33 protein-coding genes, 1 tRNA gene and 1 pseudogene are annotated in these 25942 nt (G+C 66.8%); 14 read left to right on the top strand and 21 right to left on the bottom strand.

Annotated elements, in window-relative coordinates:
- Window positions 1-15 precede the first annotated feature (15 nt).
- Together LT970_RS07560 and LT970_RS07565 are read right to left on the bottom strand one after the other, a co-directional pair.
- Window positions 16-981, bottom strand: coding sequence for a Gfo/Idh/MocA family protein (locus LT970_RS07560; protein WP_232685850.1), 966 nt, complete (start codon window positions 979-981; stop codon window positions 16-18).
- A gap of 146 nt (window positions 982-1127) precedes the next feature.
- Window positions 1128-1337: a helix-turn-helix domain-containing protein gene (locus LT970_RS07565; RefSeq protein ID WP_232685852.1), complete on the bottom strand. Its 210-nt coding sequence runs from the start codon at window positions 1335-1337 to the stop codon at window positions 1128-1130.
- A gap of 73 nt (window positions 1338-1410) precedes the next feature.
- Here LT970_RS07565 and LT970_RS07570 point away from each other — a divergent pair, with 73 nt between their 5' ends.
- The gene (locus tag LT970_RS07570; RefSeq protein WP_232685853.1) at window positions 1411-1932 is read left to right on the top strand and encodes an acyltransferase; all 522 of its coding nucleotides are present in this window, start codon (window positions 1411-1413) and stop codon (window positions 1930-1932) included.
- A 41-nt stretch (window positions 1933-1973) separates the two neighbouring features.
- Here the strand turns inward: LT970_RS07570 and LT970_RS07575 are convergent, their stop codons facing one another.
- Genes LT970_RS07575 through dacZ form a run of 3 tightly spaced genes read right to left on the bottom strand, consistent with a single transcriptional unit; the run spans window position 1974 to window position 4142 of the window.
- Window positions 1974-2555, bottom strand: a complete 582-nt coding sequence (locus LT970_RS07575) for a hypothetical protein (protein ID WP_232685854.1) — start codon at window positions 2553-2555, stop codon at window positions 1974-1976.
- Window positions 2552-3328 (bottom strand): mechanosensitive ion channel family protein, encoded by a 777-nt coding sequence (locus LT970_RS07580; protein ID WP_232685855.1) that lies wholly within the window; start codon window positions 3326-3328, stop codon window positions 2552-2554. The genes LT970_RS07575 and LT970_RS07580 overlap by 4 nt, the downstream gene beginning before the upstream one ends.
- Before the next feature lies 1 nt (window position 3329).
- Window positions 3330-4142 (bottom strand): diadenylate cyclase DacZ, encoded by an 813-nt coding sequence (dacZ, locus tag LT970_RS07585; protein ID WP_232685856.1) that lies wholly within the window; start codon window positions 4140-4142, stop codon window positions 3330-3332.
- 331 nt (window positions 4143-4473) lie between these two features.
- Between dacZ and LT970_RS07590 the strand changes: the two genes are divergently transcribed.
- Window positions 4474-4698 carry a hypothetical protein gene (locus tag LT970_RS07590; protein ID WP_232685857.1) on the top strand — a complete coding sequence of 75 codons (225 nt, stop codon included), beginning with the start codon at window positions 4474-4476 and terminating at the stop codon, window positions 4696-4698.
- Window positions 4699-4740: 42 nt separating this feature from the next.
- Here the strand turns inward: LT970_RS07590 and ddfA are convergent, their stop codons facing one another.
- Window positions 4741-5022: a DdfA family disk-determining factor gene (gene ddfA, locus LT970_RS07595; protein WP_232685858.1), complete on the bottom strand. Its 282-nt coding sequence runs from the start codon at window positions 5020-5022 to the stop codon at window positions 4741-4743.
- 565 nt (window positions 5023-5587) lie between these two features.
- Window positions 5588-5671, bottom strand: a tRNA-Leu gene (locus LT970_RS07600).
- 115 nt (window positions 5672-5786) lie between these two features.
- Here LT970_RS07600 and LT970_RS07605 point away from each other — a divergent pair.
- Window positions 5787-6095, top strand: coding sequence for a transcription initiation factor IIB family protein (locus LT970_RS07605; RefSeq protein ID WP_232685859.1), 309 nt, complete (start codon window positions 5787-5789; stop codon window positions 6093-6095).
- Between the two features lie 60 nt (window positions 6096-6155).
- Here LT970_RS07605 and LT970_RS07610 read toward each other — a convergent pair whose 3' ends face one another.
- From LT970_RS07610 to LT970_RS07635, 6 genes and pseudogenes are all read right to left on the bottom strand, one after another.
- Window positions 6156-6632, bottom strand: coding sequence for a phosphopantetheine adenylyltransferase (locus LT970_RS07610; protein WP_232685860.1), 477 nt, complete (start codon window positions 6630-6632; stop codon window positions 6156-6158).
- 242 nt (window positions 6633-6874) lie between these two features.
- Window positions 6875-7438, bottom strand: a pseudogene (locus LT970_RS14675) (ArsR family transcriptional regulator); the annotation flags it as partial.
- A gap of 182 nt (window positions 7439-7620) precedes the next feature.
- Window positions 7621-8694 carry a glutamate--cysteine ligase gene (locus LT970_RS07620; RefSeq protein ID WP_232685861.1) on the bottom strand — a complete coding sequence of 358 codons (1074 nt, stop codon included), beginning with the start codon at window positions 8692-8694 and terminating at the stop codon, window positions 7621-7623.
- A 469-nt stretch (window positions 8695-9163) separates the two neighbouring features.
- Window positions 9164-9811, bottom strand: coding sequence for a fibrillarin-like rRNA/tRNA 2'-O-methyltransferase (locus LT970_RS07625; RefSeq protein WP_232685862.1), 648 nt, complete (start codon window positions 9809-9811; stop codon window positions 9164-9166).
- Window positions 9808-10641, bottom strand: a complete 834-nt coding sequence (locus LT970_RS07630; RefSeq protein ID WP_232685863.1) for an NOP5/NOP56 family protein — start codon at window positions 10639-10641, stop codon at window positions 9808-9810. Before LT970_RS07630 ends, LT970_RS07625 begins: the two co-directional genes overlap by 4 nt.
- A 75-nt stretch (window positions 10642-10716) precedes the next feature.
- Window positions 10717-10926: a hypothetical protein gene (locus LT970_RS07635; protein ID WP_232685865.1), complete on the bottom strand. Its 210-nt coding sequence runs from the start codon at window positions 10924-10926 to the stop codon at window positions 10717-10719.
- 165 nt (window positions 10927-11091) lie between these two features.
- Here LT970_RS07635 and LT970_RS07640 point away from each other — a divergent pair, with 165 nt between their 5' ends.
- Entirely contained in the window at window positions 11092-11265 is a 174-nt protein-coding gene (locus LT970_RS07640; protein ID WP_232685866.1) for an HVO_2753 family zinc finger protein, read from the top strand.
- Window positions 11266-11267: 2 nt separating this feature from the next.
- Complete coding sequence (locus tag LT970_RS07645; RefSeq protein ID WP_232685867.1) at window positions 11268-11534, top strand: elongation factor 1-beta; 267 nt, start codon at window positions 11268-11270, stop codon at window positions 11532-11534.
- A 202-nt stretch (window positions 11535-11736) separates the two neighbouring features.
- Here LT970_RS07645 and LT970_RS07650 read toward each other — a convergent pair whose 3' ends face one another.
- Complete coding sequence (locus LT970_RS07650; RefSeq protein WP_232685868.1) at window positions 11737-12369, bottom strand: hypothetical protein; 633 nt, start codon at window positions 12367-12369, stop codon at window positions 11737-11739.
- 84 nt (window positions 12370-12453) lie between these two features.
- The gene (locus tag LT970_RS07655) at window positions 12454-13614 is read right to left on the bottom strand and encodes a cystathionine gamma-synthase (protein WP_232685869.1); all 1161 of its coding nucleotides are present in this window, start codon (window positions 13612-13614) and stop codon (window positions 12454-12456) included.
- A 129-nt stretch (window positions 13615-13743) separates the two neighbouring features.
- Between LT970_RS07655 and LT970_RS07660 the strand changes: the two genes are divergently transcribed.
- The 8 genes from LT970_RS07660 to LT970_RS07695 all read left to right on the top strand — a co-directional run bounded on the left by LT970_RS07660 (window position 13744) and on the right by LT970_RS07695 (window position 20510).
- A complete protein-coding gene (locus tag LT970_RS07660; protein WP_232685870.1) occupies window positions 13744-14037 on the top strand; it encodes a 50S ribosomal protein L21e in 294 nt (97 codons plus the stop codon).
- Window positions 14037-14396: an RNA polymerase Rpb4 family protein gene (locus tag LT970_RS07665; RefSeq protein WP_232685871.1), complete on the top strand. Its 360-nt coding sequence runs from the start codon at window positions 14037-14039 to the stop codon at window positions 14394-14396. The genes LT970_RS07660 and LT970_RS07665 overlap by 1 nt, the downstream gene beginning before the upstream one ends.
- A gap of 147 nt (window positions 14397-14543) precedes the next feature.
- Entirely contained in the window at window positions 14544-15104 is a 561-nt protein-coding gene (locus LT970_RS07670; protein WP_232685872.1) for a DUF655 domain-containing protein, read from the top strand.
- 472 nt (window positions 15105-15576) lie between these two features.
- On the top strand, window positions 15577-16461 hold the full coding sequence (locus LT970_RS07675; RefSeq protein WP_232685873.1) for a 16S ribosomal RNA methyltransferase A: 885 nt from the start codon (window positions 15577-15579) through the stop codon (window positions 16459-16461).
- A complete protein-coding gene (locus LT970_RS07680; RefSeq protein WP_232685874.1) occupies window positions 16458-17831 on the top strand; it encodes a mechanosensitive ion channel family protein in 1374 nt (457 codons plus the stop codon). The genes LT970_RS07675 and LT970_RS07680 overlap by 4 nt, the downstream gene beginning before the upstream one ends.
- A complete protein-coding gene (locus LT970_RS07685; protein WP_232685875.1) occupies window positions 17824-18399 on the top strand; it encodes a HemK2/MTQ2 family protein methyltransferase in 576 nt (191 codons plus the stop codon). The genes LT970_RS07680 and LT970_RS07685 overlap by 8 nt, the downstream gene beginning before the upstream one ends.
- Before the next feature lie 60 nt (window positions 18400-18459).
- Window positions 18460-19446, top strand: coding sequence for a 5-methyltetrahydropteroyltriglutamate--homocysteine methyltransferase (locus LT970_RS07690; protein ID WP_232685876.1), 987 nt, complete (start codon window positions 18460-18462; stop codon window positions 19444-19446).
- The gene (locus LT970_RS07695) at window positions 19443-20510 is read left to right on the top strand and encodes a methionine synthase (protein WP_232685877.1); all 1068 of its coding nucleotides are present in this window, start codon (window positions 19443-19445) and stop codon (window positions 20508-20510) included. Before LT970_RS07690 ends, LT970_RS07695 begins: the two co-directional genes overlap by 4 nt.
- A 1-nt stretch (window position 20511) precedes the next feature.
- On the opposite strand, the gene LT970_RS07700 is transcribed toward LT970_RS07695, so the two are convergent.
- From LT970_RS07700 to rpl7ae, 6 genes are all read right to left on the bottom strand, one after another.
- On the bottom strand, window positions 20512-20877 hold the full coding sequence (locus LT970_RS07700) for a hypothetical protein (protein WP_232685878.1): 366 nt from the start codon (window positions 20875-20877) through the stop codon (window positions 20512-20514).
- A 142-nt stretch (window positions 20878-21019) separates the two neighbouring features.
- On the bottom strand, window positions 21020-21442 hold the full coding sequence (locus tag LT970_RS07705; RefSeq protein ID WP_232685879.1) for a TOBE domain-containing protein: 423 nt from the start codon (window positions 21440-21442) through the stop codon (window positions 21020-21022).
- 97 nt (window positions 21443-21539) lie between these two features.
- Entirely contained in the window at window positions 21540-22022 is a 483-nt protein-coding gene (gene ndk / locus LT970_RS07710) for a nucleoside-diphosphate kinase (RefSeq protein ID WP_232685880.1), read from the bottom strand.
- A gap of 2 nt (window positions 22023-22024) precedes the next feature.
- Window positions 22025-22219 (bottom strand): 50S ribosomal protein L24e, encoded by a 195-nt coding sequence (locus tag LT970_RS07715; protein WP_232685881.1) that lies wholly within the window; start codon window positions 22217-22219, stop codon window positions 22025-22027.
- Complete coding sequence (locus tag LT970_RS07720) at window positions 22219-22443, bottom strand: 30S ribosomal protein S28e (protein ID WP_232685882.1); 225 nt, start codon at window positions 22441-22443, stop codon at window positions 22219-22221. Before LT970_RS07720 ends, LT970_RS07715 begins: the two co-directional genes overlap by 1 nt.
- 6 nt (window positions 22444-22449) lie before the next feature.
- Window positions 22450-22812: a 50S ribosomal protein L7Ae gene (gene rpl7ae, locus LT970_RS07725; RefSeq protein ID WP_232685883.1), complete on the bottom strand. Its 363-nt coding sequence runs from the start codon at window positions 22810-22812 to the stop codon at window positions 22450-22452.
- A gap of 754 nt (window positions 22813-23566) precedes the next feature.
- On the opposite strand from rpl7ae, the gene tmcA reads away from it, so the two are divergent.
- Window positions 23567-25924 carry a tRNA(Met) cytidine acetyltransferase TmcA gene (tmcA, locus tag LT970_RS07730; protein ID WP_232685884.1) on the top strand — a complete coding sequence of 786 codons (2358 nt, stop codon included), beginning with the start codon at window positions 23567-23569 and terminating at the stop codon, window positions 25922-25924.
- The last annotated feature ends 18 nt before the right edge of the window (window positions 25925-25942 follow it).

The raw sequence follows: 25942 nt of genomic DNA on the forward strand, positions 1-25942 counted from the left end.
TGAGTCACGGCTCTGTCAGAGCGAGACGGACTCGCCAGTGTCCGCGGACTCGTACAGCGCGTCGATGACCCGCATGTTGGCTATCGCTTCCTCGCCGTCCGTGCGCGGCGACGTTCCGTCCGCGGCGCTCGCGGCGAACGCTTCGACCTCGCGGCGGTACTGGTCGGCCGGGTCGAACGTCTCCTCGACCGTCTTCTCGCCGTCGCCCCACCGGAGCACCGGCTGCTCGGGCGTGTTGTAGGCATCCCGAACTTCCAGCCAGCCGTCGGTCCCCTCGACGCGGTAGCGCTGGCGGGCGGGCGTCTCGAATCCAGCCTCGACGGTGGCCGTCGCGCCGCCGTCGAAGGACATCGTGGCCGCGAACTCCGTGTCCACGCCACAGTCGCGGGCGTCGTGCGCGCTCGCCGAGACGCGGTGAGGTTCCCCCAGGAACTGTCGGGCGGTGCTCACGGCGTAACACCCGACGTCCATGAGCGCGCCACCCGCGAGTTCGGGGTTCAGGCGGACGTCGTCCGGGCGGCCGGAGAGCGTGTAGTTGAACGCCGCGTTGACGTGCCGAACGTCCCCGAGTTCCGTCCGTGCGACCTCGAGGGCGCGCTGCGTCCGCGGATGGTAGAGATACATGAACGCCTCCGAGAGCGTGACGCCGGCGTCCCGGCAGTGCTCGACGACCTCGCGGGCTTCCGCCGCGTTCGCCGCGAGCGGTTTCTCACAGAGCACGTGGAGGCCGGCGTCCGCGGCGTCCTTCGTCCACTCGGCGTGGAGCGCGTTCGGAAGCGGGTTGTAGACGGCGTCTACGTCCGCCGAGAGCAGCGCCTCGTAGCTATCGAACGATTCGGGAACGTCGTGGCGGTCGGCGAACGCCGCCGCGGCGTCCGCGTCCCGGGACGCGACCGCTCGCAACTCGTGGTCGGAGTTCTGGATGGCGGGAGCGACCGCCTTCGCCGCGATGTTCGCCGTGCTGATGATGCCAAAGCGCACGCTACGACGGCGGTGGGCCGATTCCGTAACTGTTTGGACTTCGGCCCCGGACCTCGAGTTCGGTCGTGTGACCGGGGCGTTGTGGCACCGCCGCGAGAACAGTTTCGGCGGTGACCGCCGAAAGCGGCCGTCGGTGGGACGGACGGTCAGGGAGCCTGGGACGTGAGGTAGTGCTCGCCGTCCTGGGCGACCACGCCGCGACCGCGGAGCGTCTTCAGTACGCTGTACAGCGTAATCCTCGGCAGGTCGAGTTCCGCGTGCAGTTCGTCGAGCGTCGCGCCCTGTCGCGTCGCGAGATAGAGGTAGACGAGTTTCCCGCGCGGCGACTCCACGTTGGTCGGCAACTGTCGAGTCATCGTTCGTCAGTAGACGAATTGAGTTCGACGATAATAAATCTGCGTTTCGACGCAAGTCGAAACAGGTGGGTTGATGCCGCGGGCGAGCGAACCGCCACCCGTGCCGACGCGCCACGACCGACTCGACCGCCACCCGACGACGGGCGAGGGGAACTCCCTCTGGCAGTGGACCGACGCCAAACACCCGCTTCGCGTCGCGCTCAACTACGTCGTCGTGGTGCTCGCGCGGATCTCACCGAGTCTCCGCGTGAAGAACTGGCTGCTATCGACTATCGGCGTCACCGTCGGCGAGCGCGTCACCTGGGGCCTCGAATCAACGCCCGACGTCTTCTGGCCCGAACGCGTCACCGTCCACGACGACGCCATCGTCGGCTACGACGCCACCCTGCTCTGCCACGAGTTCCTCCAGGACGAGTACCGCACCGGCGACGTCGTCGTCGGCGAGCGCGCGATGATCGGCGCGGGCGCAATCGTGCTCCCCGGCGTCCGCATCGGCGCGGACGCCCAGGTCGCCGCGAACTCCCTCGTCGCCGACGACGTGCCCGAGGGGGCGACCGTCGCGGGCGTCCCCGCCGAACCCGTCGAACGGGAGTGAGTCCCGGGACGAGATCGCGGGGGCGTGAACAACGACACCCGTCAGGAACGCGACCGTCGAACCGCCTCAGCGACGGCTTCGGTGACCGCCTCGTCGCGCGGCGTGGGTACGAACACGCCCACCGTAGCTAGACACACGACGCACGCCATCACGCCCCCCTGTGCGACGGCGCCCACCGCGCTAACCAGTTCGGTAACCGACAGCGCCGCCGTGAGCGCCGCCAGCAAGAACACCCCCAGCGACAGCGCGAGGCACAGACGCGTCCCCCGGTAGTAGACGCCAGCGGCACACCAGAACGCCCGCAGTCGGCGCGTGGCGGGGGCGGTCGGGCCGGCCGCGTCGAGCGCCGTCGCCGCCGCCCGGGACGCGTCCAGTACACCCGCCACGTACGCCAGCACGCCGGCCAAGGTTAGTGCGTACACGGCGAGTGGTGGGCGGACGAAGAACAAACCCGTCGCCGTTGTGCCTCCTACGACGGCGACTGCGCCGACGCCGCGCACCCATACGCCTCCAGTCGGGCGACTTGCACCCCGTCGGACGCGGACACTCGACACCGCCCAGAAGCCGGTTGCGAGCAAGAAGAGCCACGTTCCGACAGTGAGTGCCGTGGCGACTGCGCTCATTCCCGCACCAGCACGACGCCGCGGCGGAACACCAGATGGTTCGGGACGACGTACTCGTGGTCGTCGTCCTCGACGCGCGTCACGAACACGTCCACTTCCTGGACGATTCCCTCGTGGTCACCGATTGCGACCCGGTCACCGATGCCGTAGGGCTGCTGGAGCAGAAGATAGACGCCCGCAGCCGCCGACGTGAGCAGGTGCCGGGTCGCCACCAGCGTGAACAGGATGACCGCACCGAGGTACGCGAACAACAATCCGACGAGCGCGCCCACCTCCACGCCAACCTGCGAGAGCGCGACGAGCACCGCGACGAAAATGACGGTGTACTTCACGATGCGCGGAAGCACGGCGACTGCGGGCACCTTCACGCTCCGCAGCCACTCGTGCACCACCAGTTCCGCCTTGTCGCCGGCGAGCACGCCGAGTAACAACACCATGACCGCGACGACGAACGACGGCAGGAAGCCCGCGAGTTCGTACCACACCCCGATGGCGCCCGAGAGTTCCGCCACCTCGAGGGCGATGAGCGCGGACACAACGTAGATGATCCAGGACGTCAACCGGGCCGCGAGCGCGACCGTCGAGGACCCGATCTCGCGGGCCATCCGCTCGATGCTCGTCCCCTCCACGGCCTCGTCGACGCCGAGTGCGTAGAACACGCGCTCGTTCACGCGACCGACGAGGTAGCCGAGTACCAGACCCGTGAAGAACACCACGGACGCGAGCACGAACCGGAAGTCGGTGTCGGGGAGCCAGCCGAAGTCCACGGGCATCTCAGTACTCCTCCGGGTCGAGTTCGAGGACGATCTCACCGCCCTTGAACGCCCGCACCAGCCCGTCTGACTCCGAGAGTACGATTGCGACCGCACTCGTGTCCCGCGTGATGGCGCCCGCCGCCATGTGTCGTGCGCCCAGTCCCTTCGGGATGTCTGTCCCCTCCGCGGACGGCTCCAGGTAGCGGTACGCGCTCACGAGCTTCCCCGAATCAGAGATGACGAACGCGCCGTCCAGCCGCGAGAACTCCTTGAGCATCACGTTCACGATGGGGTCGCCGACGTGGACGTGGCTCTTCTCGAAGGGGTTGTACGACAGCGGCCGGGACTTGTTCATCGTCTTCCCGGCGTCACCGACGACGAACAGCGCGCCCACCGGCTTGCCCTTCTGTCCCTTCTTCCCGAGTTCGATAGCGACCTCGAAGACGTCACGGATGACGCCGGGGTCCGCCCGAGAGTGCGCGAACAGATTGTAGATGCCGGAGTGGGCGGACTCGTCGACCGTGGTCCGAACCACCATGTCGATGTTCTCTCCTAGCAACGGCGCCGCGCACGCTACGTCGTCGCCGTCCTCGACGACGCCCTCCGAGAGCGCTCCCTCGACGCCAAAGCGGATGCGCTCACGGACGTCCTTGAACTCCACTGGGAGTTCCACGAAGCGGTCGGCGCTCACTGTGTTCTCCGGAGACACCACGACCACGTCGACGCCGTCGATGGCCTGCGCGCGCTCGTAGTACGATCCACTCGGAGAGAAGAGGAACAGTGCGTCGATGTCGTCGAGGATGTCGTCGAGAAGGTCCGCTGGGCGAGCCATTTGCCGTACACACTCACCCCGCTCGCAAAAAGGTTAGCGGGCGAGTGTCAGACGTGCGTCATCGTCCGGTTCGTTGGTCGCCGTGCCGCCAGCTCGTTGGTCGGTGTTCCTCATCCGTGTCGACGTCCACTCGCACCGCTTTCCCCGTACCACTGCCGGCCCACGCTCAAGACCCGTCAGCGACGGTGTCCACCAGCCCCGTTGTTTATCTGGTTCCACGACTATGTTGTAACTGGAACAACTCGTTACACACTGTGCGAGTAGGCGTTGTCCGCGTGGCCCGATGCAGTTCGCATCACACGGTATCGGGCGTTCCGCACCCTGAGCCACCATGTCCGACAACCAGACCACCAGCGAAAACGACCGCATCGTCGTCGACTGCGAGAACGCCGCCGAACTCGAGATCGAATCGCTGGACGTCGGTGTTGCTAGCGACGTTCTCGCGTTCGACGTCTCAGGCAACATCAAGACCGTCTCGGCCAGCCGGCTGCAGGATCTTTCGGGGTCGGACCTGAAACTCGCGGAACTCACGTTCGTCGTGACTGACGCGTCGTAGTCCAGGAGACGCTGGCTCTCAAGCGGCCACAGCCCCGGGGCGTCAGTCGTCTCCGGACTCCTCGGCGCCGATAAATATCGAGCCGTCGAACGTGATTTCGACCGGGTGGTCGTCGTACGTGAACACGACCTCCCCGGTGGTGTCACGCGACGGGCCATTCCGACGCGACTGGAACAGCGCGTCGAGGGCGTCCGGGTCGACCACGTTCGCGAGAATCGTCAACTCCGTCGGCTCCGCATCGTCGAACTCGGCGACAGCGTGAACGAGTTCGTCACTCACGGAATCCGCTGTCGGGTCGAAGGTGTGCTGGTGGTACTCTGTCACGTCGCCTCGAAGGCCATGGTCTACTTCACTGGAATCGGTCATAGGGAACTGTGGAAACGGACAGCGGGGATGCGCGGAATCGCAGTTGTTGGAACGGCTGTTCTCTGGAAACCGTGTTCGGCAGTCCGCGTACACCACGTCCCGCCTCGTCGTCATACATTCGAAGGAGCGCGAGACGGTTAAGGACCGGGGCTCCTGACCAGCTCTCTTGTTTCTCTCCCACACAACTACTCGGCGTAGACCCGTTCCTTGGCATCGTTCTGCTGACTCGGGAACGATTCGAATCTAGACCTTCGAGAGAATTGTAATATCCCCCCAATACACATGATTCGAACGGTGGAATCCCAGGTAGAACGTGCGTGAGACTGGATTTGAATCGGTGAAGCCTCACTCACGCTCGTCTTCCGTGCTTCAAATCCTCCGCATTTCACGTCTCGCTACGCTCGCCGGAAATGCGCGGGACCGGATTTGAACCGGAAGAAGAAATGCTCGCTCGCCCCGTTCGCTGCGCGTTCCTTCCAGAGTTCAAACCGGCCCTGCTCCTTCGCTCCCTTCGGTCGCTCAGTGCGCGGGACCGGATTTGAACCGGCGGACCTCTACAGGACAGCGTCCTAAGCGCTGCGCCGTTTCCTGGCTTGGCTACCCGCGCGCACCACAGTCTATCCGAGGGACACAAATGAGATTTCCGTTCCGCCCCGCCCGGCGAACCCGCCGAACCGGGAGTGCCAGCGAAGATTTACGTTCGTGAGGACTAACCCACGACCATGTACCGTGCCGGAGACGAAGTGGACCAGCGGGCGTGGCTAGACGAACTCGAGGGCATCGCGGACAGCCTCGAGTTGAACGCGGAAGCGCGCTCGACCGCCAAAGACCTCTTCCTGTCCGCGGTGCCCGAGGAGGACCGGTCGAAAGCCGCGGCGGTCGCGGCGAGCGTGTACGCCGGCGCGCTCATCGCTGGCGACCAGCACTCCCAGACCGCGGTCGCGGACGCCGCTGGCGTCTCGCGACTCTCGATCCAGACGCGCTGGAAGGAGTTACTCGAGGAAGCAGGGTTCCGCGCGCCGTCCTGGTAGGCGTCGACGGCGACAGGGTCTGTTACCTGACGACTGAACCGTACCCCGGCAACCGAACCGTCACCGACCGTCGCGGTCGGGCGTGAGGTTTCCGTGCTCGTCGATCTCGCCCTGGACGATGCGCGTCGAGGAGATGATGTCGCCGTCCCCCGCACGGACGTGCTCGACCACGACGATGTCGAGGGAGTCGAGGCCGCGCTCCGCGCGGAGGTCGTTGATGTGCTCGCCAGTCTCCCTGGTCTCCGGCGAGACCACGAGCGCGTCGAACTTCGGTTCGGTGGCGATGCCAGTGGGTTCGTCGAGTCGCCGCACGTCGAACTCGCGGTCGTACTCGGACGCGAACGCCGCGAGTTCGGCTTCGAGATCTCGTTTCCGTTCGTCGAACGAGCGGACGACGCGGTCGACGTGCCGCGTCGCCGGCGCCAACTCGTCGCTCGTCAATCCGACCGTGACGTCACCGAGTTCGAACGCGCGTTCGAACAGTTTCCGGTGCCCGTCGTGGACCGGGTCGAACGTGCCACCGAGAGCGACGTCCATGCGCCAGCGGAGACGCCGCGCTCGTTTAGCAGTTGGGATTACGTACCGGCCGTCTCGTCGCCGTCTGCCTGTCCGGTCTCGCTACTGTCCGCCTGCTCGTCCTCACCACTGGCTGACTGCTCGTCACCGCTCGCTTCCTCGTCGTCTCCGCTCTGTTCGTCTGCGTCGGCGTCGCCGACGTCGAGTTCCGCCTCGACGTCCGCCGTCGAGTCACCGGCGTCGACCTCGGCCCCGACACTGCCCTCGAGTTCAGCCCCGTCGCCGGTGACGTCCGCTTCGGCCTCCACGTCGGTGTCCACCTCGGCCTCCGCGTCGCCGACCTCGGCCTGGACGTCCGTCCCGTCCTCGACTTCGATGTGAACGGGTTCGGCGGTCGTCTCCTCGCCGTTCCCCAGGTGGGAGTCGAGGTTGACGACCGTGTTCAGTTCGTTCTGCACGCGACCGACGACGCCGCTGACGAGGTCACTCGGCGCGATGGCGGTGTACTCGTAGGGGTTGTTGCCCGCGCCCTCGCTCTGTCGTTTCCGGCGTTCGACGGTCTCCTCGTCGGCGAGTTCAGCGAGCGCCTCCCGGACCGTCGACGGGTAGAGGCCGGTGCCGTCGGCCACCTCCTCGCTCGTGCTCCAGGGCTCCCGTCGGAGGTAGACGAAGATGCGTGCGCGCGTCTCCGTGTCGAGCACCCACGAGAGGATGTCGACGACTCGCTGGTCGAAGCCCGCGACTGCGCGTTCCTTCTCCTCTCCCAGTCGGTCTCGCGCCGACCGTCTCTCCGTTCCGTCGTCGTCGTCCGAAGGCTCCTCAGACATGCGTCGTCTCATCTGCGACAAAAGCGTCACGCGAGAAAAAACCCTTCGGCGGAACGACAGAGTCTCCCACCACTACCGGCAACGCGTCACGGCACCGCGGGCTTGTAGCGCATCGCGAACTCGCAGCGCACCACGAACTCCAAGCACCACGAACTCCAAGCACCACGAACCCGCGCAGTCCCTCACAGCACCAGCGACTCGTAGAGCGCTCTCGCCCCCTCCTCCTCGCGGAGTCGTCGCTGGCGAGTCGCGCCCGACTCGGCATCGTACACCTCCCGGATTCCGGACACGCCCAGGCGGTCACACTCCCGCTCGACCACGTCGCCCAGCGAGACGGATCCCTCGCCGTTCCGGTCGACGAACGACGCGTCGTGCCCGTACCGGATCGCCTGCCACTTGTTCCCGTCGAGCACCTCGCGCCGTAGTCCGTTCCCGGATCCGCCGTCCTCGTAGCGCTCCGCCAGGTCGACGACGAGCGCGTGCGTGTACTCGACGAACGCCTCGACGACCGCCGGGTCGGCCTGCCCGTCCGGCGCGCGCAACTCGACGGTCCCGTGTTCCGTGTGCGGGCGCACGTCGAACCAGAGCTCCCCACGGTCGGCGATGGAGCCGTTCTCCACCAGCAGGCGCTCGAACGACTCGAACGCCTCGAAGGAGTCGAACGCCGTCGGCATCCCCGTGTTCGGCAACCCCTCGAATATCTTCGCTCGGGCAGACGCCAGCCCCGTGTCGTGCCCGTCCCAGAACGGCGAGTTCGCGGACAGCGCCAGCATCACCGGGACGTACCAACGCAACTCGTTTGCCACCCACACCGCCTTGTCAGCGTCGTCGACACCGACGTGAACGTGCAGTCCCGCGGTCGTGTTCCGGTGCTGGGGGTACTGGATTCGGTCCAACTGACTCCGGTACCGGGGCTTCTCGGCGTGCTCCTGTTCGCGCCACCGCGCGGCCGGATGGAGGCCCGCGCCAGCGATACGGTAGCCCTGTGACTCGGCGTGCTCGACCAGCGCGTCACGCACCTCCCGGACCGCCGCCGACACCTCGCCCGGACCGGAGAGCTTCGGCGTCTGGGTCTCCACGACGAACTTGAACAGTTCGTGGTCGAGTCGGCCGGAGAGCACGCCCGACGGCGGAGACTCGTACACCAACTCGTCGGTTCCCGCCGTCGGAACGCCCTCGCCGTCGACGACGAAGAACTCCTCCTCGACGCCGAGCGTCCCCAACTCGGTGAACCGGTCCGACGAACCCGCGTCCATACTCGCCCGTTCGTTTTCCCGCCGCGCGTAAATAGTTCTGGAAGTCGGCGGACTGGCGTGGTTTGTTCTCGTAGAGGATGCCAACGTGCGTGTTCTTGGTTCCGTCACCAGCCAAAAAGCATCAGACGACACGTCCACATCTGCAAACACCCAGAAAGCCCCGGCGCGTTCGCGGTCGCTCGCTGGCATATCTGCTCACTGTGTTCGCAGATAGCGGCCAGCGAACCGACCACGCAAGCGCGAACGCGCCGCCCCTTTCAGTCCCGCCCTGCCAGTTAACCAACCAGTTTGAGGGGGACTGAAAGGGGCGGTAAGCTACGGGAAGCACGACGACGCAAGCACCGCAAGCCGAAGGCTGAGGAGCGCAGCGAGGCGCGCGACCGTAGCTTACCGGGGCTTTCTGGGTGTCTGCGAAAGCAGTTCTGTTCCGATCAAGAGCGTCTAAGCCGCAAACCGAAGCGATTCCGTCCTACAGGGGCGTCGCGACCACAGCCAGGTGGTCGTCGTGGAAGGGTTCCAGGCGCTCGGTCGCGAGCACTTCGTAGCCCTCGCGGAGTGTGTCCAGCGCGTCCGCGAACACGGCCTCCGGGTCCCGGGTCACGTCCTCGCTGCGGGCCTTGATGGCAGCGACGAGTCGCCCGTCGTCCGCGAGGAACTGGCGGTTGGCGAGCGCCACGTCGGCCTGCCCGCGCGTCGCGACGTCCTGGACGATAGCGTCGAGGCCGCTCTCGACGACGTGGGCGTACGTCTCGGGCTTCCGGGCGTCCTTCAGTAGCGGGAAGAGATTCTGGCGATCCTCGGCGACGTCGAGCAGGTCGCGGGTCGAGCGCGGCGCGAACTCCACGGCGTACGTCGGGCCCGCGAAGTCAGCGACGTGGCTCACGGTCGTGCCGTTCGCCGCGCCGAGGTAGAGCACGCTGTCGCCGCCCGCGAGTCCCGTATCGACGCCGAGTTCGAGCGTCGCACCGAGTTTCGAGCGGTCGGGGTTCCAGCGCCGCCAGCCCTCGACGACGGGTTCGCCGTACACCGGGTCGCCGCGCGTCGCGAGCGACTGCGCGTCCGCCTCGTCGCCGTCTCCCTCGAAGTCGCGCCGCTCGACGCCGTCGGGCAGACTCATTCGTTCTCACGCTCCTGAATGGTCGCGATGCGCTCGTCCAACTCCTCGCCGAGTTCGGGCCGCAGGTCCCCCGAGTAGTGGTCGATGCGCGCCGCGATGGAGAGTTTTCCGGCGAGCGCGCGCGCGGCCGACCCCCGCTGGTCCGGGTGCGTGCCGTGAACGTACTCGTGGGTGTAGATGACGCCGTGCTTCGGGGAGGACGCGTGCCCGCGGAGGTGCGCGAACAGCGCGTCCTCCGCGCCGAGCACCTGGACCGTCCCCGAGGGCTGTTTCGCGAGGTCCTCGAGGCCGCCCGCGAGCGCGATCAGGCGTGCCGCGAGCACCGGGCCGGCGAGTGAAGCGAGATTCGGCGCGACGGTCGGCGCCTGTCGCTCGACGTACGCGCGCTCGGCGTCCCGTTCGTCCACGAGGTCGACGACGCGCTGGCACAGCGAGACGACGCGCTCCTCGGTCGCGTCCGACGCGTCGCGCGCAGCGACGTCACGCGCACCCTCGACACCGCTGGAGACGTCGTCGAAGACGCTCCCCGCCCACTCCGTCGCGCGCTCCGCGAGTTCGTTCGCGGCGTCCGCGAGGTCGTCCATCGCGCGCACCGCGTGCATCAACTGCTGGTCGTCGGCCCGCTCGCGCTCCCTGACGGCGGCCCGCGTCCCCGCGAGCGTCGCCTCGTGAAGCGCCTCGTAGTAGTCGTCCTCGTCCGCGGCGAACCCCGATTCGACCGCGAGTCGCGGCCACTCGTTCGGGCCAGGCGCGCTCCCGTCGCGAACCGACGCGGCGGCAGACTCCGTGTCCTCGCGGTCGACGCCCGCGAACCATCCCTGCTCGCTCATACCTGGGAATTTCGCCGCTCGCGTTTAAACCCACGTCTGCCGGACCAGCGGTTTCCGGAGCGTGCGCTGGATCGACTACCGGGGCTGCTCGCGGTCGGTCTCCTCCGGAACGATGTCACGGACGCGCCCCTTCGCGCCGGATTTCAACTTGACTGTCGCGCCGGTCGGCTCGGCATCTCCGAGTACTACGCCAACGTCGCCCTTGATCGGGTCTTTGTCGTGTCCCTGCTCGATTTCGACGGTCATCCCCCGTCGCAGTTCGTCCGGATTCGGATACGACGGCATGGGCGAACGGTTGGGCTCGCTCCGCAAAGGCGTGGTGGCCAGTTTTCGGCCGCAACGCGCAACGCCAGCGACAGCCGACGCCACCCGCCCGGTCGACCGGCGATACCGGACATCTCTCGGCGTCGAAAGAAATGGTTAAAATACGTCCGTCTGCAAACAGGGTGTATGAGCGAAGCCAAGCAGGCGCGAAAGTGCGTCTCCTGCGGCATCAACATCTCCGGCACGACCGCTGCAGCGTTCAAGTGCCCGGAATGCGGCACCCAGATCTACCGGTGCTCGAAGTGCCGCAAGCAGAGCAACCTCTACGAGTGTCCCGACTGCGGGTTCCGGGGGCCGTAACGATGGGGAAGGTCGCCGCCGTCCTCAAGGTCATGCCGGACAGCCCCGAAGCCGACCTTGACGAACTCCAGGAACGACTCTCCGAGTCGCTCCCCGAGGGCGCGAAGATCAACGGCACGGACACCGACGAAGTCGCATTCGGCCTCACCGCGCTGCTCGCCACCGTCATCGTCCCCGACGACGCCGGCGGCACGGAAGCCGTCGAGGACGCGTTCGGCAACGTCGAGGGCGTCGAATCCGTCTCCGTCGAAGAAGTCGGGCGTATATAACGACCTTTTACACTGTGGCGCGGCTTCGCCGCGCCTCGGTAAAAGCTCGGCCAAAAGCACTCCTCCTTCACTCCACGCTCTTCGAGCGTTCCGTTCAGTCGTCGGCCAGCGCGCAGAGCGCTGTGAATCGCGGGGCTCGGACTTTTCAAGTCACTCGCCCCGCGAATGCTGGCGATACGGGCTGTGTCGGTTACTCGCTGCTCTACTCCACAATCGGGACCACGTGTACGCTGAACCCCCAGCCCTCGCCGAGGTAGCCCTCGTCCTCGAAGCGGTAGGTACCAGACTGGAAGCAGTTCTCGCTGTCGTGGGTGGCGAGCACGCGGAAGTCGTGGATGCGAGTCTCGCCAGGGTCGAGCGTCTCGGATTTCATCACCATCGGGAGCGCAACGCCGTCCGTCGCGCGCCAGCAGTCGTCCTCGGGTTCGTCCGGAACGACACTCGTCCCGGGCGCAAGGAGGAGTTCACTCGTGTCGTCCTCGTGCGTTCCCCAGAGTTCGTCCCACGGGACGAGCGAGCCGAACTGGAACTCGCGGGCCTCGTCGGCGTCGTTCGTGAACGCGACGCGGAGCACTGCCGGGTGCTCCAGCGCGAACTGCTGTTCTACCGTCACGTCGATGGTGACGTCGGCCACTGGCGCGTCGTCGGTCTGAACGTCGTCGATGTGGTAGCTGAAGAACTCGTCTTCGGTCGTCGGCTCTGTCGTCTCCGGTGAGTCGGTGGGTTCGTCCGTGGTGGTCGGGTCGTCGGTCGTGTTGGCACTGTCGCCGAGAACGCTGGTACAGCCAGCAAACGCCGTCGTAGCGAGCGTGCCGAGGAGGGCGCGTCGTTTCACGATTCACTCGACGAACGCCGAAGATAAACCCTTTCTCGGGAGTCAAACGCTCGTTTTACTGGGGCGTCCCGCGGTCAGCAGCCCTCACAACACGGCGTCGAACGCCTGCTTCAGGTCGGCTTTCAGGTCGTCGACGTGTTCGATACCGACGCTCACGCGGATGAGCGAATCCGTGAGTCCCGCGGCCTCGCGTTCTTCCTCCGGGATGGCTGCGTGGGTCATCGCCGCCGGCTGCTCGATCAGGGATTCGACGCCGCCGAGGGACTCCGCGAGCGTGAACACCTCGGTCTCCGTCACGACGTCGCTGGCTTCCTCGAGGGTGGCGTCGAGTTCGAACGAGAGCATCCCGCCGAAGTCGTCCATCTGCTCGGCGGCGAGGTCGTGCTGGGGGTGGGATTCGAGCCCTGGGTAGTAGACGTGGTCGACACGGTCGTGGTCGTCCAGCCACGCGACGAGTTCGCTGGCGTTCTCGCAGTGGCGGTCCATGCGCACGCCGAGGCTCTTCGTGCCGCGGAGGACGAGGAAGCAATCGAAGGGGCCTGGCGTCGCGCCCACGGAGTTCTGGTAGAACCCGAGGCGCTCGTCGAGGTCAGCGTCGTCGGTGACGAGCGCGCCAGCGACGAGGTCCGAGTGGCCGCCGAGGTACTTCGTGAGGCTGTGGCAGACGAGGTCCGCGCCGAAGTCGAGTGGGCGCTGGAGGTACGGTGTGGCGAACGTGTTGTCGACCGCGCAGAGCGCGTCGTGCTCGTGGGCGATGTCCGCGAGCGCGCCGATGTCGTTGACGTTCAACAGCGGGTTGGTCGGCGTCTCCACCCAGACGAGTTCCGTCGAATCCCGCATTACACTCCGGACTGCGTCGTGGTCCGTCGTGTCCACGAAGTCGAACTCGAGGTCGTACTCCTCGTACACCTGCGTGAAGATGCGGTGCGTGCCGCCGTAGACGTCGTCGCCCGCGACCACGTGGTCGCCCGATTCGAGGAGATTCAACACGGTGTTGATGGCGCCCATTCCCGATGAGAAACACCGCCCGAACTCGCCGCCCTCGAGGCTCGCAAGATTCTCCTCGAGGTCGGTCCGCGTCGGGTTCCCGGTACGGCTGTACTCGTAGCCGCGGTGGTCGCCGGGGCCGTCCTGGACGTACGTGGAGTTCGCGTGGATGGGCGTCATCAGCGCGCCCGTCTCCTCGTCGGGTTCCTGGCCGGCGTGGATGGCGCGCGTCTCGAAGCGCTCGTCGTCCTCGCTCATGGTCGGAGATTGGCGGCCCGCGAGTTAGGTCTGTTCGTTCCCTCTCACCGGCAGGCGCGTGTCCACTGGAGTGCTCGGTTCGTAACGTGCGTTTTATAACTGGGACGGCAGTAAAGATGGCATACGACTATGCCGAGTTCCAACGGACCCCTCAACAGCACTCGAGAGAAACTCTCGAACAAACCGCGAGAGCGCGGGACCTCCCCGCCCCAGCGGTCGGTCGCAGAGTTCGACGACGGACAGAAAGTCCACCTGAAGATCGACCCAAGCATCCGCGAGGGTCGCTTCCACGCTCGATTCAGCGGCCACACCGGCACCGTGGTCGGCAAACAGGGCACCTCCTACAAGGTCAAGATCTCGGACGGCGGCAAGGAGAAGGTCCTACTCGCTAACCCCGCCCACCTCCGCGCGCAGGAGGAATAATGACTATCTTCAAGGAGACGCTCGACGAGGAGTTCCTCACCGTCTCGGAGGCGAAGGAACTGCTCGCGGACGTGGAGGAGGAACGCGCCGCCGACGAGGAGCGCGAACTCCGCTACGAACTCGCGCGAGCCGTCGAGCACGTCAACCGATTCGCCATCCTCGAACCCGAGGAATCCCGCGATCTCGTCGGGGAGCTCCTCGACCTGGACGCCGTCGAGGACGAGGCCGTCGCGTACAAGATTGCGGACCTGCTGCCGCGCACTCGCACGGAGCTGCGCGCGGTGTTCGCTCAGGAGCGCTACGCGCTCTCCGGCGACGAGCTCGACTCGATCCTCGACGTCGTGGCGAAGTACGCCTGAGGACGACCGCCCTTCTCGCGGACGCCCAGCTTCTCTCTTTCCGGTCGGTTCCATCTCCGGTCGGTGCGCGCTTCCGGCACGCAGTTCTGGACATCCAATCGAACTGACGGCCGACCGTTTAAGTATCGCCTGGGCGTACTCCTCCGTATGAGTGACACGTCTTCGACGGACGAGGAGTTCGCCGTCGTGCTCGACTTCCTCGCGCACGGCAACTCCGGCGGTCGGTTCGGTGGTTCTCCGGTTGCGTACGCCGCGTCGATCGACGACTTCACGCTCTACGAACTCGAACTCGAGGCCGACGCCGACATCTCGATCCTCGACCACGTGCGCATCCGCCCGGACTTCGAGGCCGGCATCGCGCGCGGCCACGTCGTCGACTACGAGGACCTCTCGGACGGCGCGCGCTCCGAACTCGACTACGTCGTCGAGGACATCGTCGACGAGGACGAACAGCGGTTCGTGGACTTCTACAACGACGCCCAACCCATCTCGCTCCGCCTCCACCAGCTCAACCTCCTCCCGGGAATCGGGGACAAACTCCGGGACAACATCCTCGACGAACGCAAACGCCACGGCCCGTTCGAGAGCTTCGACGACCTCGAGGACCGCGTCTCCGGCCTCCACAACCCCCGCGAGGTCATCATCGACCGCATCCTCGAGGAGATACAGGAGGACGACCTGAAGTACCAGAACTTCGTCGGCTCCTAGGTTCCACCGTTAGTTTTGTTCAGGGCGTCTCAGCCCCTGTTGCCTGATTTTCTCCCTGAAGCACCCAAACATCTGTGTCTGAGCTTCCTTCCGTTCTCTCCGAGAACACCCAGAAAGCCCCAGCGCGCTCGCGCCCGCTCAGCAACATATCCGCTACCGCGGATAGGGGTCGCTGAGACGGACTTGGGCTCCGCCCGCGAGCGCGCTGCCCCTTTCAGTCCCTCCCTGCCGGCTGACCAACCGGCCACCGGGAGGACTGAAAGGGGCGACTCGCTGCAGGAAGCCCGACGACGCAAGCACCGCCGGCCGTAGGCCGAGGAGCGCAGCGAGTCGCGCGACTGCAGCGAGTCGGGGCTTTCTGGGTGTCCGCAGGTTCGGTCAGTCGACGCAAACAGACGCTGAGCATTCGGGAGCGAAACGTCCCTCTCGCGTACTCGCAGGCTTTAGGTCGCCTCAGTGGTTAGCCCCGGTAATGACCGAGCCGAGGGACCCGGACGCGTTGATCCGCCGAGCGGGGCGTCCGAACCCCGAGTTCGACCAGCACTTCCTCGTGGACGACCGCGTCCTCGACCGGATTCCGTCGTACGCAGAGGCGTTCGACCGGTCCCACGTTCTGGAGGTCGGTGCTGGGACGGGCGCGCTAACGGACCGACTGCTCGACGTCGCAGACCACGTGACGACGGTCGAGCGCGACCCCGACTTCGCGGCGTTCGTGCGCGAGGAGTTCGCGGCGGAGGTCGAGGCGGGGCGACTCGACGTACTCGAAGGGGACGCACTCGAGGTCGACCTCCCGGAGTACACGTGCTCTATCTCGAATCTGCCGTACGGCGTATCGAGTGAGGTAACGTTCCGCCTGCTCCCGCTGGGGAAGCCGGCGGTGTCGATGTACCAGCGGGAGTTCGCCGAGCGCATGGCCGCGGAGGCGGGAACGAGCGAGTACGGGCGGCTCTCCGTGACCACGCAGCACTACGCGAACGTCGAAGTGGTCGAGACCGTTCCCCGGGAGGCGTTCGACCCACAGCCACGGGTCGAGAGCGCGGTCGTGCGGTTGACGCCGCGGGAACCGGAGTACGACGTCGGAACCGAGACCGGTGACAGCGAGGCCGTCGGCGAGCAGTTCTTCCTCGGCTTCGTGAAGGCGCTGTTCACCCAGCGCCGGAAGAACGTGCGCAACGCCATCCGGAACACGGCCCACATCTCTGGACTGGACGACCCGGACGCCGTCGTGGCTGCCATCGACGAGGACGTGCTCCGGAAGCGGCCCGGCGACCTCGACCCGGCGACGTTCGCGGAACTCGCCACGGTCGCCGCAGACGTAGAGCGCGAAACTGGCAGCGAGAAGGGTGGGTCGGAGTGAGCTGGTTCGCGGCGTTCGAGGTGGCCTTCGGGCACCTGGGTACGGCCGAGCGGGTGGCGGTGTCCATCGGGACTTTCCTGTTGCTCGGGGCGGTGTTCTTCGTCGCGCGACGGGAGAGTGCGCGGCGGGATTCCCGCCTGTGGCGCGTGCTCGCAGGCTTCGCTTCGATAACCGCACTCGTCGCTGCGAGCGGCGCGCTCGCGGTCGTCTGGAACGTCGAGACGAGCGCGTGGGCGGCGGTCACCAGCCTGAGGGTGCAAGTGGAGTTGCTGGTTCGGGTGTTCATGACGATGACGTTCCTGGTGGTCGTCTACGTCGCGACGGGCGTCGTTCACCGGATGGTCGGGCGGTTCATGAAACAGCACAACGGCATCACCGACCACCAGGCAGAGGTCACGTACCGCATCGTCCAGATCTGCGTGTACGTGCTCGCGCTCCTCGCGGTGCTCGGGTTCTGGTCCGTGGATCTCTCCGGACTGCTCATCGGTGCTGGGTTCGCGGGCATCGTCGTCGGAATGGCAGCGAGACAGACCATCGGCGCGGTCATCGCGGGATTCGTGTTGATGTTCTCCCGCCCCTTCGAGATCGGGGACTGGGTGAAGGTTGGGGACAAGGACGGCATCGTGACCGACATCACCATCGTGAACACGCGCCTGCAGACGTTCGACGGCGAGTACGTGATGTTGCCGAACGACTACGTCGGGTCGAACGAGATCGTGAACCGCTCGCGGAAGGGACGACTCCGCATCCACGTCGAGGTGGGCGTGGATTACGGGACCGACGTGGACCGCGCGCGGAAGGTCGCCAAGGAGGCGATGTCCGACGTCGAGGACATCCTGACGGTGCCACGCCCGCAGGTGGTGTTCCAGGAGTTCGGGGATTCCTCGGTGGTGCTAGATCTGCGGTTCTGGATCGACAAGCCGAGCGCGCGCCGGATGTGGCGGGCCCAGACGGCGGTCATCAGCGCGGTGAAGTCGGCGTTCGACGAGGCGGGCATCACCATCCCGTTCCCGCAGCGGTCGCTGTCGGCGCGCGACGCGGGCGGCGGGTTCCAGGTGCAGCAATCGCCGGCCACTGCCGCTCCGGGCGGCCAGGCACAGGGTACTGGGCCGATGGACGACCCGGGTCGTGACGCGAACAGAGGACGAGCAGACAGCACGACCGACGAGAGCCGAGTCGCTCACGTCGACCACGACCCGCCGGCCGAGCGGAACGACCTCGAATCCGCAGTCGAACCAGCGGGGGACGGGAACGACGCAGCGAGAACAGGCGGCGAGGAGGGGAACGGGGACGCGAACGAGAGCACGGACGCTGCCGACGGCGACAGCCCTGAGTCGGCCGTCGAGCGCGTCGAGCAGAAGGATGACTGACCTCGCGGACCGCCGTGGGACCGAGACGTCGGTCTACCAGCCGGCCGAGGACTCACACCTGCTGGCGTCGGCGGCGGTCGAAGAGATCGCCCCGCGCAGTCGCGTGCTGGAGGTCGGCACCGGTTCAGGATGGGTCGCGGCGACGGTGGCCGACGAGACGGGCGCGACGGTCGTAGGATCGGACCTGAACCCGTTCGCGTGCGCTGAGGCGCGGGACCGCGGCGTACCCGTGGTTCGCACGGACCTCGTCTCGGGGTTCCGGGACGGCGCCTTCGACGCGGTGCTGTTCAACCCGCCGTACCTGCCGCGGGACGAGGACGCCGACCGCGACGACTGGATGGAGGTGGCGCTCTCCGGCGGCGAGACCGGCCGCGCGGTCGTCGAGCCGTTCCTCGAGGCGGTGGGGCGCGTGCTCGCGCCCGGCGGATTCGCGCTGGTGCTCGTGAGCACGCTCACGGGCGTCGAGGAGGTCGTCGAGTACGCCGACGACTACGGCTTCTCTGCGGTCGCCGTGCGCGAGGAGTCGTTTCCGTTCGAGACGCTCACCGTGCTCAAACTGATGCGATAACTACGGGGAATATTCTACGACAGCAAATATTAAACGAGGGTATGCCGTAGTCGCTGGCACATGGACCGAATCGCCACGACGGCGGGCCTCTACCCGCTCCCCGACGACGCCAGATCCCGGCTGTCGGACCTGAAGGGACACCAGAAACACGACCTCGTCACCGGCGACGAGCCCGCCGAGGTCGAAGCGGCGTACGAGGACGTCCGCGAGGAGTACGTCACGCTCCAGACCGAGGCCGGCCTGGACCGCGTCGTCGAGGGGCAGGCGCGCTGGGACGACATGCTCGCCCACCCGCTGACCGTCCACGACAACGTCGAGACGGGCGGCATCGTGCGCTACTACGACAACAACAACTTCTACCGCGACCCAATCGTCGAGGGCGAACTGACGTTCTCCGGCGACCTTGCGGCCGACCTCGACGCCGCGAGCGATCTTACCGACGGCCTGCAGGCGGTCGTCCCCGGCCCGTACACGCTGTCGGAGCTCGCGACCGACGAACACTACGGGAACGACTCGGACTTTCAGGCCGCCGTCGCGGAGTTCCTCGCTGGAGAGGTCGAGGCGTTCCCGGACGCCGTGGAGACGGTGTTCGTCCTCGAACCGTCGCTGGTCACGGACCCGCCGGACGACGGCGCGGACGAACGCGCGAGTGACGCCATCGACGAGGTGGCGTCGGCCACTGACGCGGACGTGGTCGCCCACACCTACTGGGGCGCGCTCGACGAGAAAGTCCACGCCCACCTGCTCGACGCCGACGTCGACGCCGTGGGCTACGACCTGGTGTCGAACCACGACGACAACGCGTACAACGTCGCGGAGTACGGCACGAAGGACGACGTCGCGCTCGGCGTCGTAGATGGCCAGAACACGCTCGTCGAATCGCCCGACACCATCCGAGAGCGCGTCGAGTGGTTCGACGACCGGGTGCCGGGCGGCTTCGACGCCGCGTACCTCACCCCGAACACGGGGCTGTTCTACCTTCCGGTGAACCGCTTCGAGGAGAAACTCGCCGCGCTCGGCGCGGCCACCGAGGAGGTGCCCGCATGAGCGACACCCGCGACCAGTTCCGACCCGACGACCACCCGAACGACCACTTCCTGTTGACCACCGTCGTCGGCTCCTACCCCAAGCCGAAGTGGGTAGACCGCTGCCGGGAGTTGCTCGAAACCGACGACGCGGATTTCGGCGACGACGAGTGGCAGGAGGCCGCGGACGACGCCTGCCGACTCATCACGAACGAGCACGAGCGCGCCGGCCTCGACGCAGTCGTGGACGGCGAGATGCGGCGCAACGAGATGGTGGAGTTCTTCGCCGACCGCATCGAGGGCTACGAGTTCAACGGCCCGGTGAAGGTGTGGGGGCACAACTACTTCGACAAGCCGAGTGTCGTCGGCGACGTGGCCTACGACGAGACGTGGCTCGTCGACGAGTACGAGTTCACCGCGAGCGTCGCGGACCACCCGGTGAAGGTGCCCATCACTGGCCCGTACACGCTCGCGAACTGGAGTTTCAACGAGGCCTACGAGGACGACGAAGCGCTCGCCTACGACCTCGCGGACCTCGTGAACGAGGAGATCGAGAAACTCGTGGACGCGGGCGCGCGCTACGTCCAGATCGACGAACCCGCACTCGCCACCACGCCCGACGACCACGCCATCGTCGGCGAATGCCTCGAACGCATCGCGTCCGGAATCCCCGACGACGTGCGTATCGGCCTACACGTCTGCTACGGCGACTACTCTCGCATCTACCCGGAGATCCTGGAGTACCCCGTCGACGAGTTCGACCTCGAACTGGCGAACGGCGACTACGACCAACTCGACGTGTTCACCGAACACGAGTTCACGAAGGACCTCGCGCTCGGCGTCGTCGACGCGCACGTCGCGGAGGTCGAGTCCGTCGAGCAGATCAAGCAGAACATCCAGAAGGGACTGGAGGTCGTGCCGCCCGAGCGACTCACCGTCAGCCCCGACTGCGGCCTGAAACTCCTCCCGCGTGAAGTCGCCTACGAGAAGATGGCGAACCTCGTGGAGGCCGCACGCGAAGTCGAGGCGGAACTCGACGCGGGCGAGATTCAGGTCGACCCCGCACCCGCCAGCGCGGACGACTGACCTACAACCACAGCACGTCGACGGTCATCAGGAGTGCCGGCGGTGCGTAGACGAGAGCCATCCACGCCGCCGAACGCCAACCCACGTCGAGCGCCCGCGAGATGTGCATGACCGCGGCGCCAACAACGACCACGCACACGACCACGTACGTTCCCTCTAGCAGTGTACTGAATCCGTACAGTCCGATGTACGGCCACACGGCCACGAACCCGAAGCAGGCACTACTGGCGGTTACGAACGTCCCCGCAAGTTCGCCGTCCGAACGGACGCCGTAGAGTAATGCTCCCAGCGGCGGCCCAAACACCACCACGGGAATCAGAACGAGAACCCAGACTGGAGCCCCGACCATGGTTGCGGGAACGAACATCAAATCCCCAATGCGACAGGCATCGTAAAAATGTGCCGCCGACCCAGAGAATCCTCTGTACGAGTCCTCGGAACGACAGCGATAAGCAACACCCGCCGACCACGCAACTGACGCGTCACAGGAACCTTGGCTTCGCTCCGCCTCAGTTCTCCCTATTTCTCCCTTCCTCCGGGTCGTTGACGCCCACGTCGGGTCCTTTCCCGGGCTCGCCGACGTCCGGACCCGCGCTCGCGTCCGTGCCCGATATGCGTTCTGACTCGTGCTCTGTCGTCTCCGTCCCCGATTCGTCCGACCCCGACGACCGGTCGGTCTCGCCCATGTCCTCGGTCCCCTCCTCGGCGACCGTCTCGTCGGTCGCCTCGGAGTCGATCATCACGTCAGTCGCCTTCACCACGACGTCGACCGGTTCGCCCACTGTCAGGCCGAGTCGCTTCACGGACGACATCGTGACTATCGACGTCACCTTCCCGCCCCTCGGGAGGTCCACGACCACCTCCGCAACCAGTTCCTCGCGTTCGATGCTCGCTACCTCGCCGGTGAGTCGAGTGCGCGCTGACAGCGCCATACGCGACCGACGACGGCGAGATATGTGGGCGTAGTTCCCACTCAGTTACCGACTGCATCCGCAGAAAGGTCGACGGCTCCGTCTGCGATGGGAGCGTCTAGTGGTCGTCAGCGTCCTCGTACACCCACTGCGAGGTGCCGAGGTCCCAGTCGACCAGTTCCTCGTCGTCGAAGAACAGCGCGATCTCGCGCTCGTTTGCGCCCTCGTCCTCGTGGTCGCTGCCGTGGATGAGGTTGTGCCCGAGGTCGTTCCCGTAGTCACCGCGGATGGTGCCGGGAGCGGCCTCCTGGGCGTCCGTCGCGCCCATCATCTGGCGGACCTGACGAGTGGCGTCGGCGCCCTCCCAGACCATCGCGAACACGGGGCCCGAGGTGATGAACTCGACGAGACCGTCGAAGAACGGCTTGTCCTCGTGCTCGGCGTAGTGCTCGTGCGCGAGGTCCTCGTCGATCTGCATGAACTTCCCGCCGACCATCTTCAGGCCCTTGCCCTCGAGTCGGGAGACGACGTCGCCGATGAGGCCGCGCTGGACGCCGTCGGGCTTGACCATCACGAACGTGCGCTCGTCGTGGTGGCTCACGGTTACTCCTCGACCTCGCCGTCGACGTTGCCGGCCTCGGTCCACTCGACGTCGCGGGGTTCGCGACCGAGGTCGGCGTTCTTCTCGCACTTCGAGGAGCAGAAGTGCACTGTGCTACCGTCGTTGTAGACGAACATCGTGCCCGTCCCGGGCTCGATGTCGTCGCCGCAGTAGTCGCAGGTTCGAGTCTGTGGCATTACTGGCCTCCGATGGAATCTGCTTCGCGTGCGGTCTCGCGTAGCTGCACGACGTCACCCACGCGAACGGGACCGAGGCAGTTCCGCGTGATGATGCGGCCCTGATTCGACCCCTCCTGGATGCGGCACTTCACCTGCATCGCCTCGCCGTGCATCCCGGTCTTGCCGACGACCTCGATGACTTCGGCGGACGTGGAGTCCTCTTCAGGTTCCTCTGCACTCATGGGTGGTTACTGGAGGTCCTCGATCTTCGTCGTGATGTCCTCGACGTCGTCCTCGGCGTCGCCGGCGTCGACGACCGCCGCGGCAGCGCTGCCGACCTCGAGGCCGGCGGCGTTACCGAGGTCGTCCTGCGTCTCGACGAAGACGACGGAGATGCCCTTCTCTGCTGCGAGTTCGGGCAGATGCATCACGATCTCTTCTGGGGAAACGTCCTCGGCGACGTAGACGACCGACGCGTTGCCGCGCTCGACCGCTTTCGTCGTCTCGTTGGTTCCCTTCTTTACTGTTCCTGTGTCACGAGCCACTTCGAGCGCTTCGAGGGCTCGCTCCTGGAGGTCGGCTGGAACGTCGTAGTCAACGTACACTGGCATATGTTGTTCACCTATTCCTACGGACGGGCTTGCGCTCCCCTGCCGTTCGAAATCCCTTGCGGCTAGGAGCATCATCGACCCCCGTAGGCTGTACTCCAATTGTGGGGTTCCCTTGCTTAAAAGCGCTTTCAAAGCCCGCTACTGTGATACGCCGACGCAGGGACTGTCCAAGTTATCGAATGTAGACCAGGCGTTCCAGTCGACGTACGCTGACAACGCTCTGTGACCCTCCAGAAACCCCCGACTGCTGGCGTTGGAGGTTCTTCCGAGAACACCCAGAAAGCCCCAGGCGGCTACGGTCGCGCGGCTCGCTGCGCGCTTCGCTCACTTCGTTCGCTGCAGTGCTTTCGTCGCCGGGCTTTCCGAAGGACTCGCGTTGCTCGTCCTTCGACATCCCGCTCGCTCCGCTCGCGGGATTCCCGTAGCCGCCCGCCCCTTTCAGTCCTCCCGTTGGCCGGTTGCCCAACCGGCAGGCTGCGATTGAGCGGACGCTTCGCGTCCGCGAGGGTTGGAAGACGAGCGCAGCGAGTCTTCGAGGACTGAAAGGGGCGACACGCTCGTGAGCCGAGACGACGCAAGCACGCGACCACCGAAAGCGCGCGCAGCGAGTCGCAGGCCACGAGCGTGCCGGGGCTTTCTGGGTGTCCGTAGAACCAGCGAGATACACAGCGCGTAGTGCATTCTGAACGGTCACGTTCTCAACAACGACTAGCGGACGAAACGCCCTTCAGCCGTGTCCGCAAACCACCGTGCAATGGACGTGGACGTCGCGGCGGGGCTACTCGAGGAAGCCCGGTCGGTGAACGAGCGCCGCATACTCGTGCTCGCGGGCAGCCAGGACGCCGGACTGGACGCCGCAGACGCTCTCCTGGACGCGCTCCCCATCCCTCTCTCCGGAACCACGCTACTCTCGACGCGGGACGCGCTGGCCTGCGAGCAGGTGTCGCCGCGGCGCGCAGACCAGCTACTCGGCACGACCCGGGACTGCGTCGTCTACGACGCACACGAGGACTGCCGGCCGAACGCGCTCGGACGGATCTCGGGCGCGGTGGACGGCGGCGGCCTACTGGTGTTGCTGGCGCCGCCGCTCGACGAGTGGCCGGCGCGGCGCGACGCGTTCGACGAGGGACTGGCGGTGCCGCCGTTCGGCGTCGACGACGTGGCGGGGAACTTCCGGACGCGGCTCGTGGAGACGCTGCGTGCCCACACGGGAATCGCAATCTACGACCTGACGCGCGGCGAACTGAAGCAGTCGGGTCTCACCGACCCCGCCCCTCGAATCCGAACCCCACTTCCGAACCCTCCAGACGACGCGACGTTCCCCAGGGAGGCCTACGAGGCGTGCCTGACCGCCGACCAGATGAGCGCGCTCGCGTCTTTCGAGGAACTGCGTGACCCGCCCGCGGCGGTCGTCGCGGACGCCGACCGCGGGCGCGGGAAGTCCAGCGTCGCCGGGCTCGCCGCCGCGTGTCTCGCACGCGAGGGTCTGGACGTGCTGGTGACCGCGCCCGCTCGGCGGAGCGCCGAGGAACTGTTCGCTCGCGCACGGGAGTTGCTCGCGGACCTCGACGCGGTCGCGGCGGATGGACGGGACACGGTCGCGGCAGACGAACGAGACGCGGTCGTCGCCGACTCGGGCGGCCGGATCCGGTTCGCGAAGCCCCCGGACGCCGCCGACCTCCCGGGGAACCCCGACGCCGTGTTCGCGGACGAGGCCGCGGCGATCCCCGTCCGACTGCTCGAGTCGCTGCTCGACTGCGAGCGCCTCGCGTTCACGACGACGGTCCACGGCTACGAGGGCGCGGGCCGCGGGTTCGACGTGCGCTTTCGCGACCGACTCGGGGACGCCGACCACGCGGTGAACGAGATATCGCTCGCGGACCCCATTCGGTACGCGGCCGGCGACCCGGTGGAGGCGTGGGCGTTCCGCGCGCTCTTGCTGGATGCTCGACCGGCGGTCGACCCACTCGTCGAGGACACAACACGCGAGGACGCCACGTACGAGACCCTCGACGTTCGGAAGACGACTCCGTCGTCTTCCGCAGCCCATCAGAACGCGGAGCGTTCTGAGGACGCCGCCGACCTGCTCGCAGACGAGCACCTGCTCCGGGAGGTGTTCGGCCTGCTCGTGTACGCACACTACCGGACGGAGCCGAACGACCTCGCGCGCCTGCTGGACGCGCCGAACCTCGCAGTGCGCGCGCTCACCGCCGACGGCCACGTCGTCAGCGTCGCGTTGCTCGCTCGCGAGGGCGGCCTCGACGCCGACCTCCGGCGGGAAATGTACGAGGGCGAGCGCGTGAAGGGGAACATGATTCCGGACGTGCTCACGAGCCAGTTGCGAGACGAACCGGGCGCCGTCCCCGTGGGCTGGCGCGTGATGCGCATCGCCACCCACCACGCCGTTCGCGCTCGCGGCCTCGGCTCCCGGTTACTCGCCGAGATCCGCGCGGAGTTCGCGCGCGAGGGCGGCGGGGGCTCCGCGGAGGGCAGCGACGGCGGCGCCGACTGGCTCGGCGTTGGCTACGGCGCGACCCCGGAACTGCTCTCGTTCTGGTCGGCGAACGGCTACTCGACGGTCCACCTCTCTACCACGCGGAACGATTCGAGCGGCGAGTACTCCGCCGTCATGCTCGACCCCCTCACGCCCGCGGGCGAGGACCTGCACGACCGCCACGCCGACTGGTTCGCACGGCGCATCGGGGGCGTGCTCGGCGACCCGCTTCGAGACCTCGACGTCGACGTTGCGCGCGCGGCGCTCCGGGCCTGCGACGCCGACCCGGGCCTCGACCTGACAGCTGACGAGTGGCGCGTCGTCGCCAGCGCGGCCCGCGGCCCCGGGATGTACAGCGTCGACCCCGGCCCGTTCCGCCGACTCGCGGGCCACCATCTCGTCGCCGGGGACGACGGCCTGCTCGACGCACGCGAGGAGCGCCTGCTCGTCGCGAAACTCCTGCAGGCGCGCCCGTGGAGCGACGTCGCCGCCGACTTCGACTTTCACTCGACCGGGCAGGCGATGCGGGCGCTCGGTGACGCGTTCCGGCCGCTCGTCTGCGCGTACGGCGACGACGCGGCCAGAGCGGAGTTGGCTCGCTTCACCGACGATAACTAAGACCCCGCCGTTCCTACG

Source organism: Halobacterium zhouii (assembly GCF_021249405.1).
Taxonomy (GTDB): Archaea; Halobacteriota; Halobacteria; order Halobacteriales; family Halobacteriaceae; genus Halobacterium; species Halobacterium zhouii.

Excerpts from the sequence above, each read along its gene's own strand:
- LT970_RS07565 (WP_232685852.1), bottom strand. The coding sequence starts at position 1,337 with ATGACTCGACAGTTGCCGACCAACGTGGAGTCGCCGCGCGGGAAACTC.
- LT970_RS07570 (WP_232685853.1), top strand. The coding sequence starts at position 1,411 with ATGCCGCGGGCGAGCGAACCGCCACCCGTGCCGACGCGCCACGACCGA.
- LT970_RS07575 (WP_232685854.1), bottom strand. The coding sequence starts at position 2,555 with ATGAGCGCAGTCGCCACGGCACTCACTGTCGGAACGTGGCTCTTCTTG.
- LT970_RS07580 (WP_232685855.1), bottom strand. The coding sequence starts at position 3,328 with ATGCCCGTGGACTTCGGCTGGCTCCCCGACACCGACTTCCGGTTCGTG.
- dacZ (WP_232685856.1), bottom strand. The coding sequence starts at position 4,142 with ATGGCTCGCCCAGCGGACCTTCTCGACGACATCCTCGACGACATCGAC.
- LT970_RS07590 (WP_232685857.1), top strand. The coding sequence starts at position 4,474 with ATGTCCGACAACCAGACCACCAGCGAAAACGACCGCATCGTCGTCGAC.
- LT970_RS07605 (WP_232685859.1), top strand. The coding sequence starts at position 5,787 with ATGTACCGTGCCGGAGACGAAGTGGACCAGCGGGCGTGGCTAGACGAA.
- LT970_RS07610 (WP_232685860.1), bottom strand. The coding sequence starts at position 6,632 with ATGGACGTCGCTCTCGGTGGCACGTTCGACCCGGTCCACGACGGGCAC.
- LT970_RS07620 (WP_232685861.1), bottom strand. The coding sequence starts at position 8,694 with ATGGACGCGGGTTCGTCGGACCGGTTCACCGAGTTGGGGACGCTCGGC.
- LT970_RS07625 (WP_232685862.1), bottom strand. The coding sequence starts at position 9,811 with ATGAGTCTGCCCGACGGCGTCGAGCGGCGCGACTTCGAGGGAGACGGC.
- LT970_RS07630 (WP_232685863.1), bottom strand. The coding sequence starts at position 10,641 with ATGAGCGAGCAGGGATGGTTCGCGGGCGTCGACCGCGAGGACACGGAG.
- LT970_RS07635 (WP_232685865.1), bottom strand. The coding sequence starts at position 10,926 with ATGCCGTCGTATCCGAATCCGGACGAACTGCGACGGGGGATGACCGTC.
- LT970_RS07640 (WP_232685866.1), top strand. The coding sequence starts at position 11,092 with ATGAGCGAAGCCAAGCAGGCGCGAAAGTGCGTCTCCTGCGGCATCAAC.
- LT970_RS07645 (WP_232685867.1), top strand. The coding sequence starts at position 11,268 with ATGGGGAAGGTCGCCGCCGTCCTCAAGGTCATGCCGGACAGCCCCGAA.
- LT970_RS07655 (WP_232685869.1), bottom strand. The coding sequence starts at position 13,614 with ATGAGCGAGGACGACGAGCGCTTCGAGACGCGCGCCATCCACGCCGGC.
- LT970_RS07660 (WP_232685870.1), top strand. The coding sequence starts at position 13,744 with ATGCCGAGTTCCAACGGACCCCTCAACAGCACTCGAGAGAAACTCTCG.
- LT970_RS07665 (WP_232685871.1), top strand. The coding sequence starts at position 14,037 with ATGACTATCTTCAAGGAGACGCTCGACGAGGAGTTCCTCACCGTCTCG.
- LT970_RS07670 (WP_232685872.1), top strand. The coding sequence starts at position 14,544 with ATGAGTGACACGTCTTCGACGGACGAGGAGTTCGCCGTCGTGCTCGAC.
- LT970_RS07675 (WP_232685873.1), top strand. The coding sequence starts at position 15,577 with ATGACCGAGCCGAGGGACCCGGACGCGTTGATCCGCCGAGCGGGGCGT.
- LT970_RS07685 (WP_232685875.1), top strand. The coding sequence starts at position 17,824 with ATGACTGACCTCGCGGACCGCCGTGGGACCGAGACGTCGGTCTACCAG.
- LT970_RS07690 (WP_232685876.1), top strand. The coding sequence starts at position 18,460 with ATGGACCGAATCGCCACGACGGCGGGCCTCTACCCGCTCCCCGACGAC.
- LT970_RS07695 (WP_232685877.1), top strand. The coding sequence starts at position 19,443 with ATGAGCGACACCCGCGACCAGTTCCGACCCGACGACCACCCGAACGAC.
- LT970_RS07700 (WP_232685878.1), bottom strand. The coding sequence starts at position 20,877 with ATGTTCGTTCCCGCAACCATGGTCGGGGCTCCAGTCTGGGTTCTCGTT.
- LT970_RS07705 (WP_232685879.1), bottom strand. The coding sequence starts at position 21,442 with ATGGCGCTGTCAGCGCGCACTCGACTCACCGGCGAGGTAGCGAGCATC.
- LT970_RS07715 (WP_232685881.1), bottom strand. The coding sequence starts at position 22,219 with ATGCCACAGACTCGAACCTGCGACTACTGCGGCGACGACATCGAGCCC.
- LT970_RS07720 (WP_232685882.1), bottom strand. The coding sequence starts at position 22,443 with ATGAGTGCAGAGGAACCTGAAGAGGACTCCACGTCCGCCGAAGTCATC.
- rpl7ae (WP_232685883.1), bottom strand. The coding sequence starts at position 22,812 with ATGCCAGTGTACGTTGACTACGACGTTCCAGCCGACCTCCAGGAGCGA.
- tmcA (WP_232685884.1), top strand. The coding sequence starts at position 23,567 with ATGGACGTGGACGTCGCGGCGGGGCTACTCGAGGAAGCCCGGTCGGTG.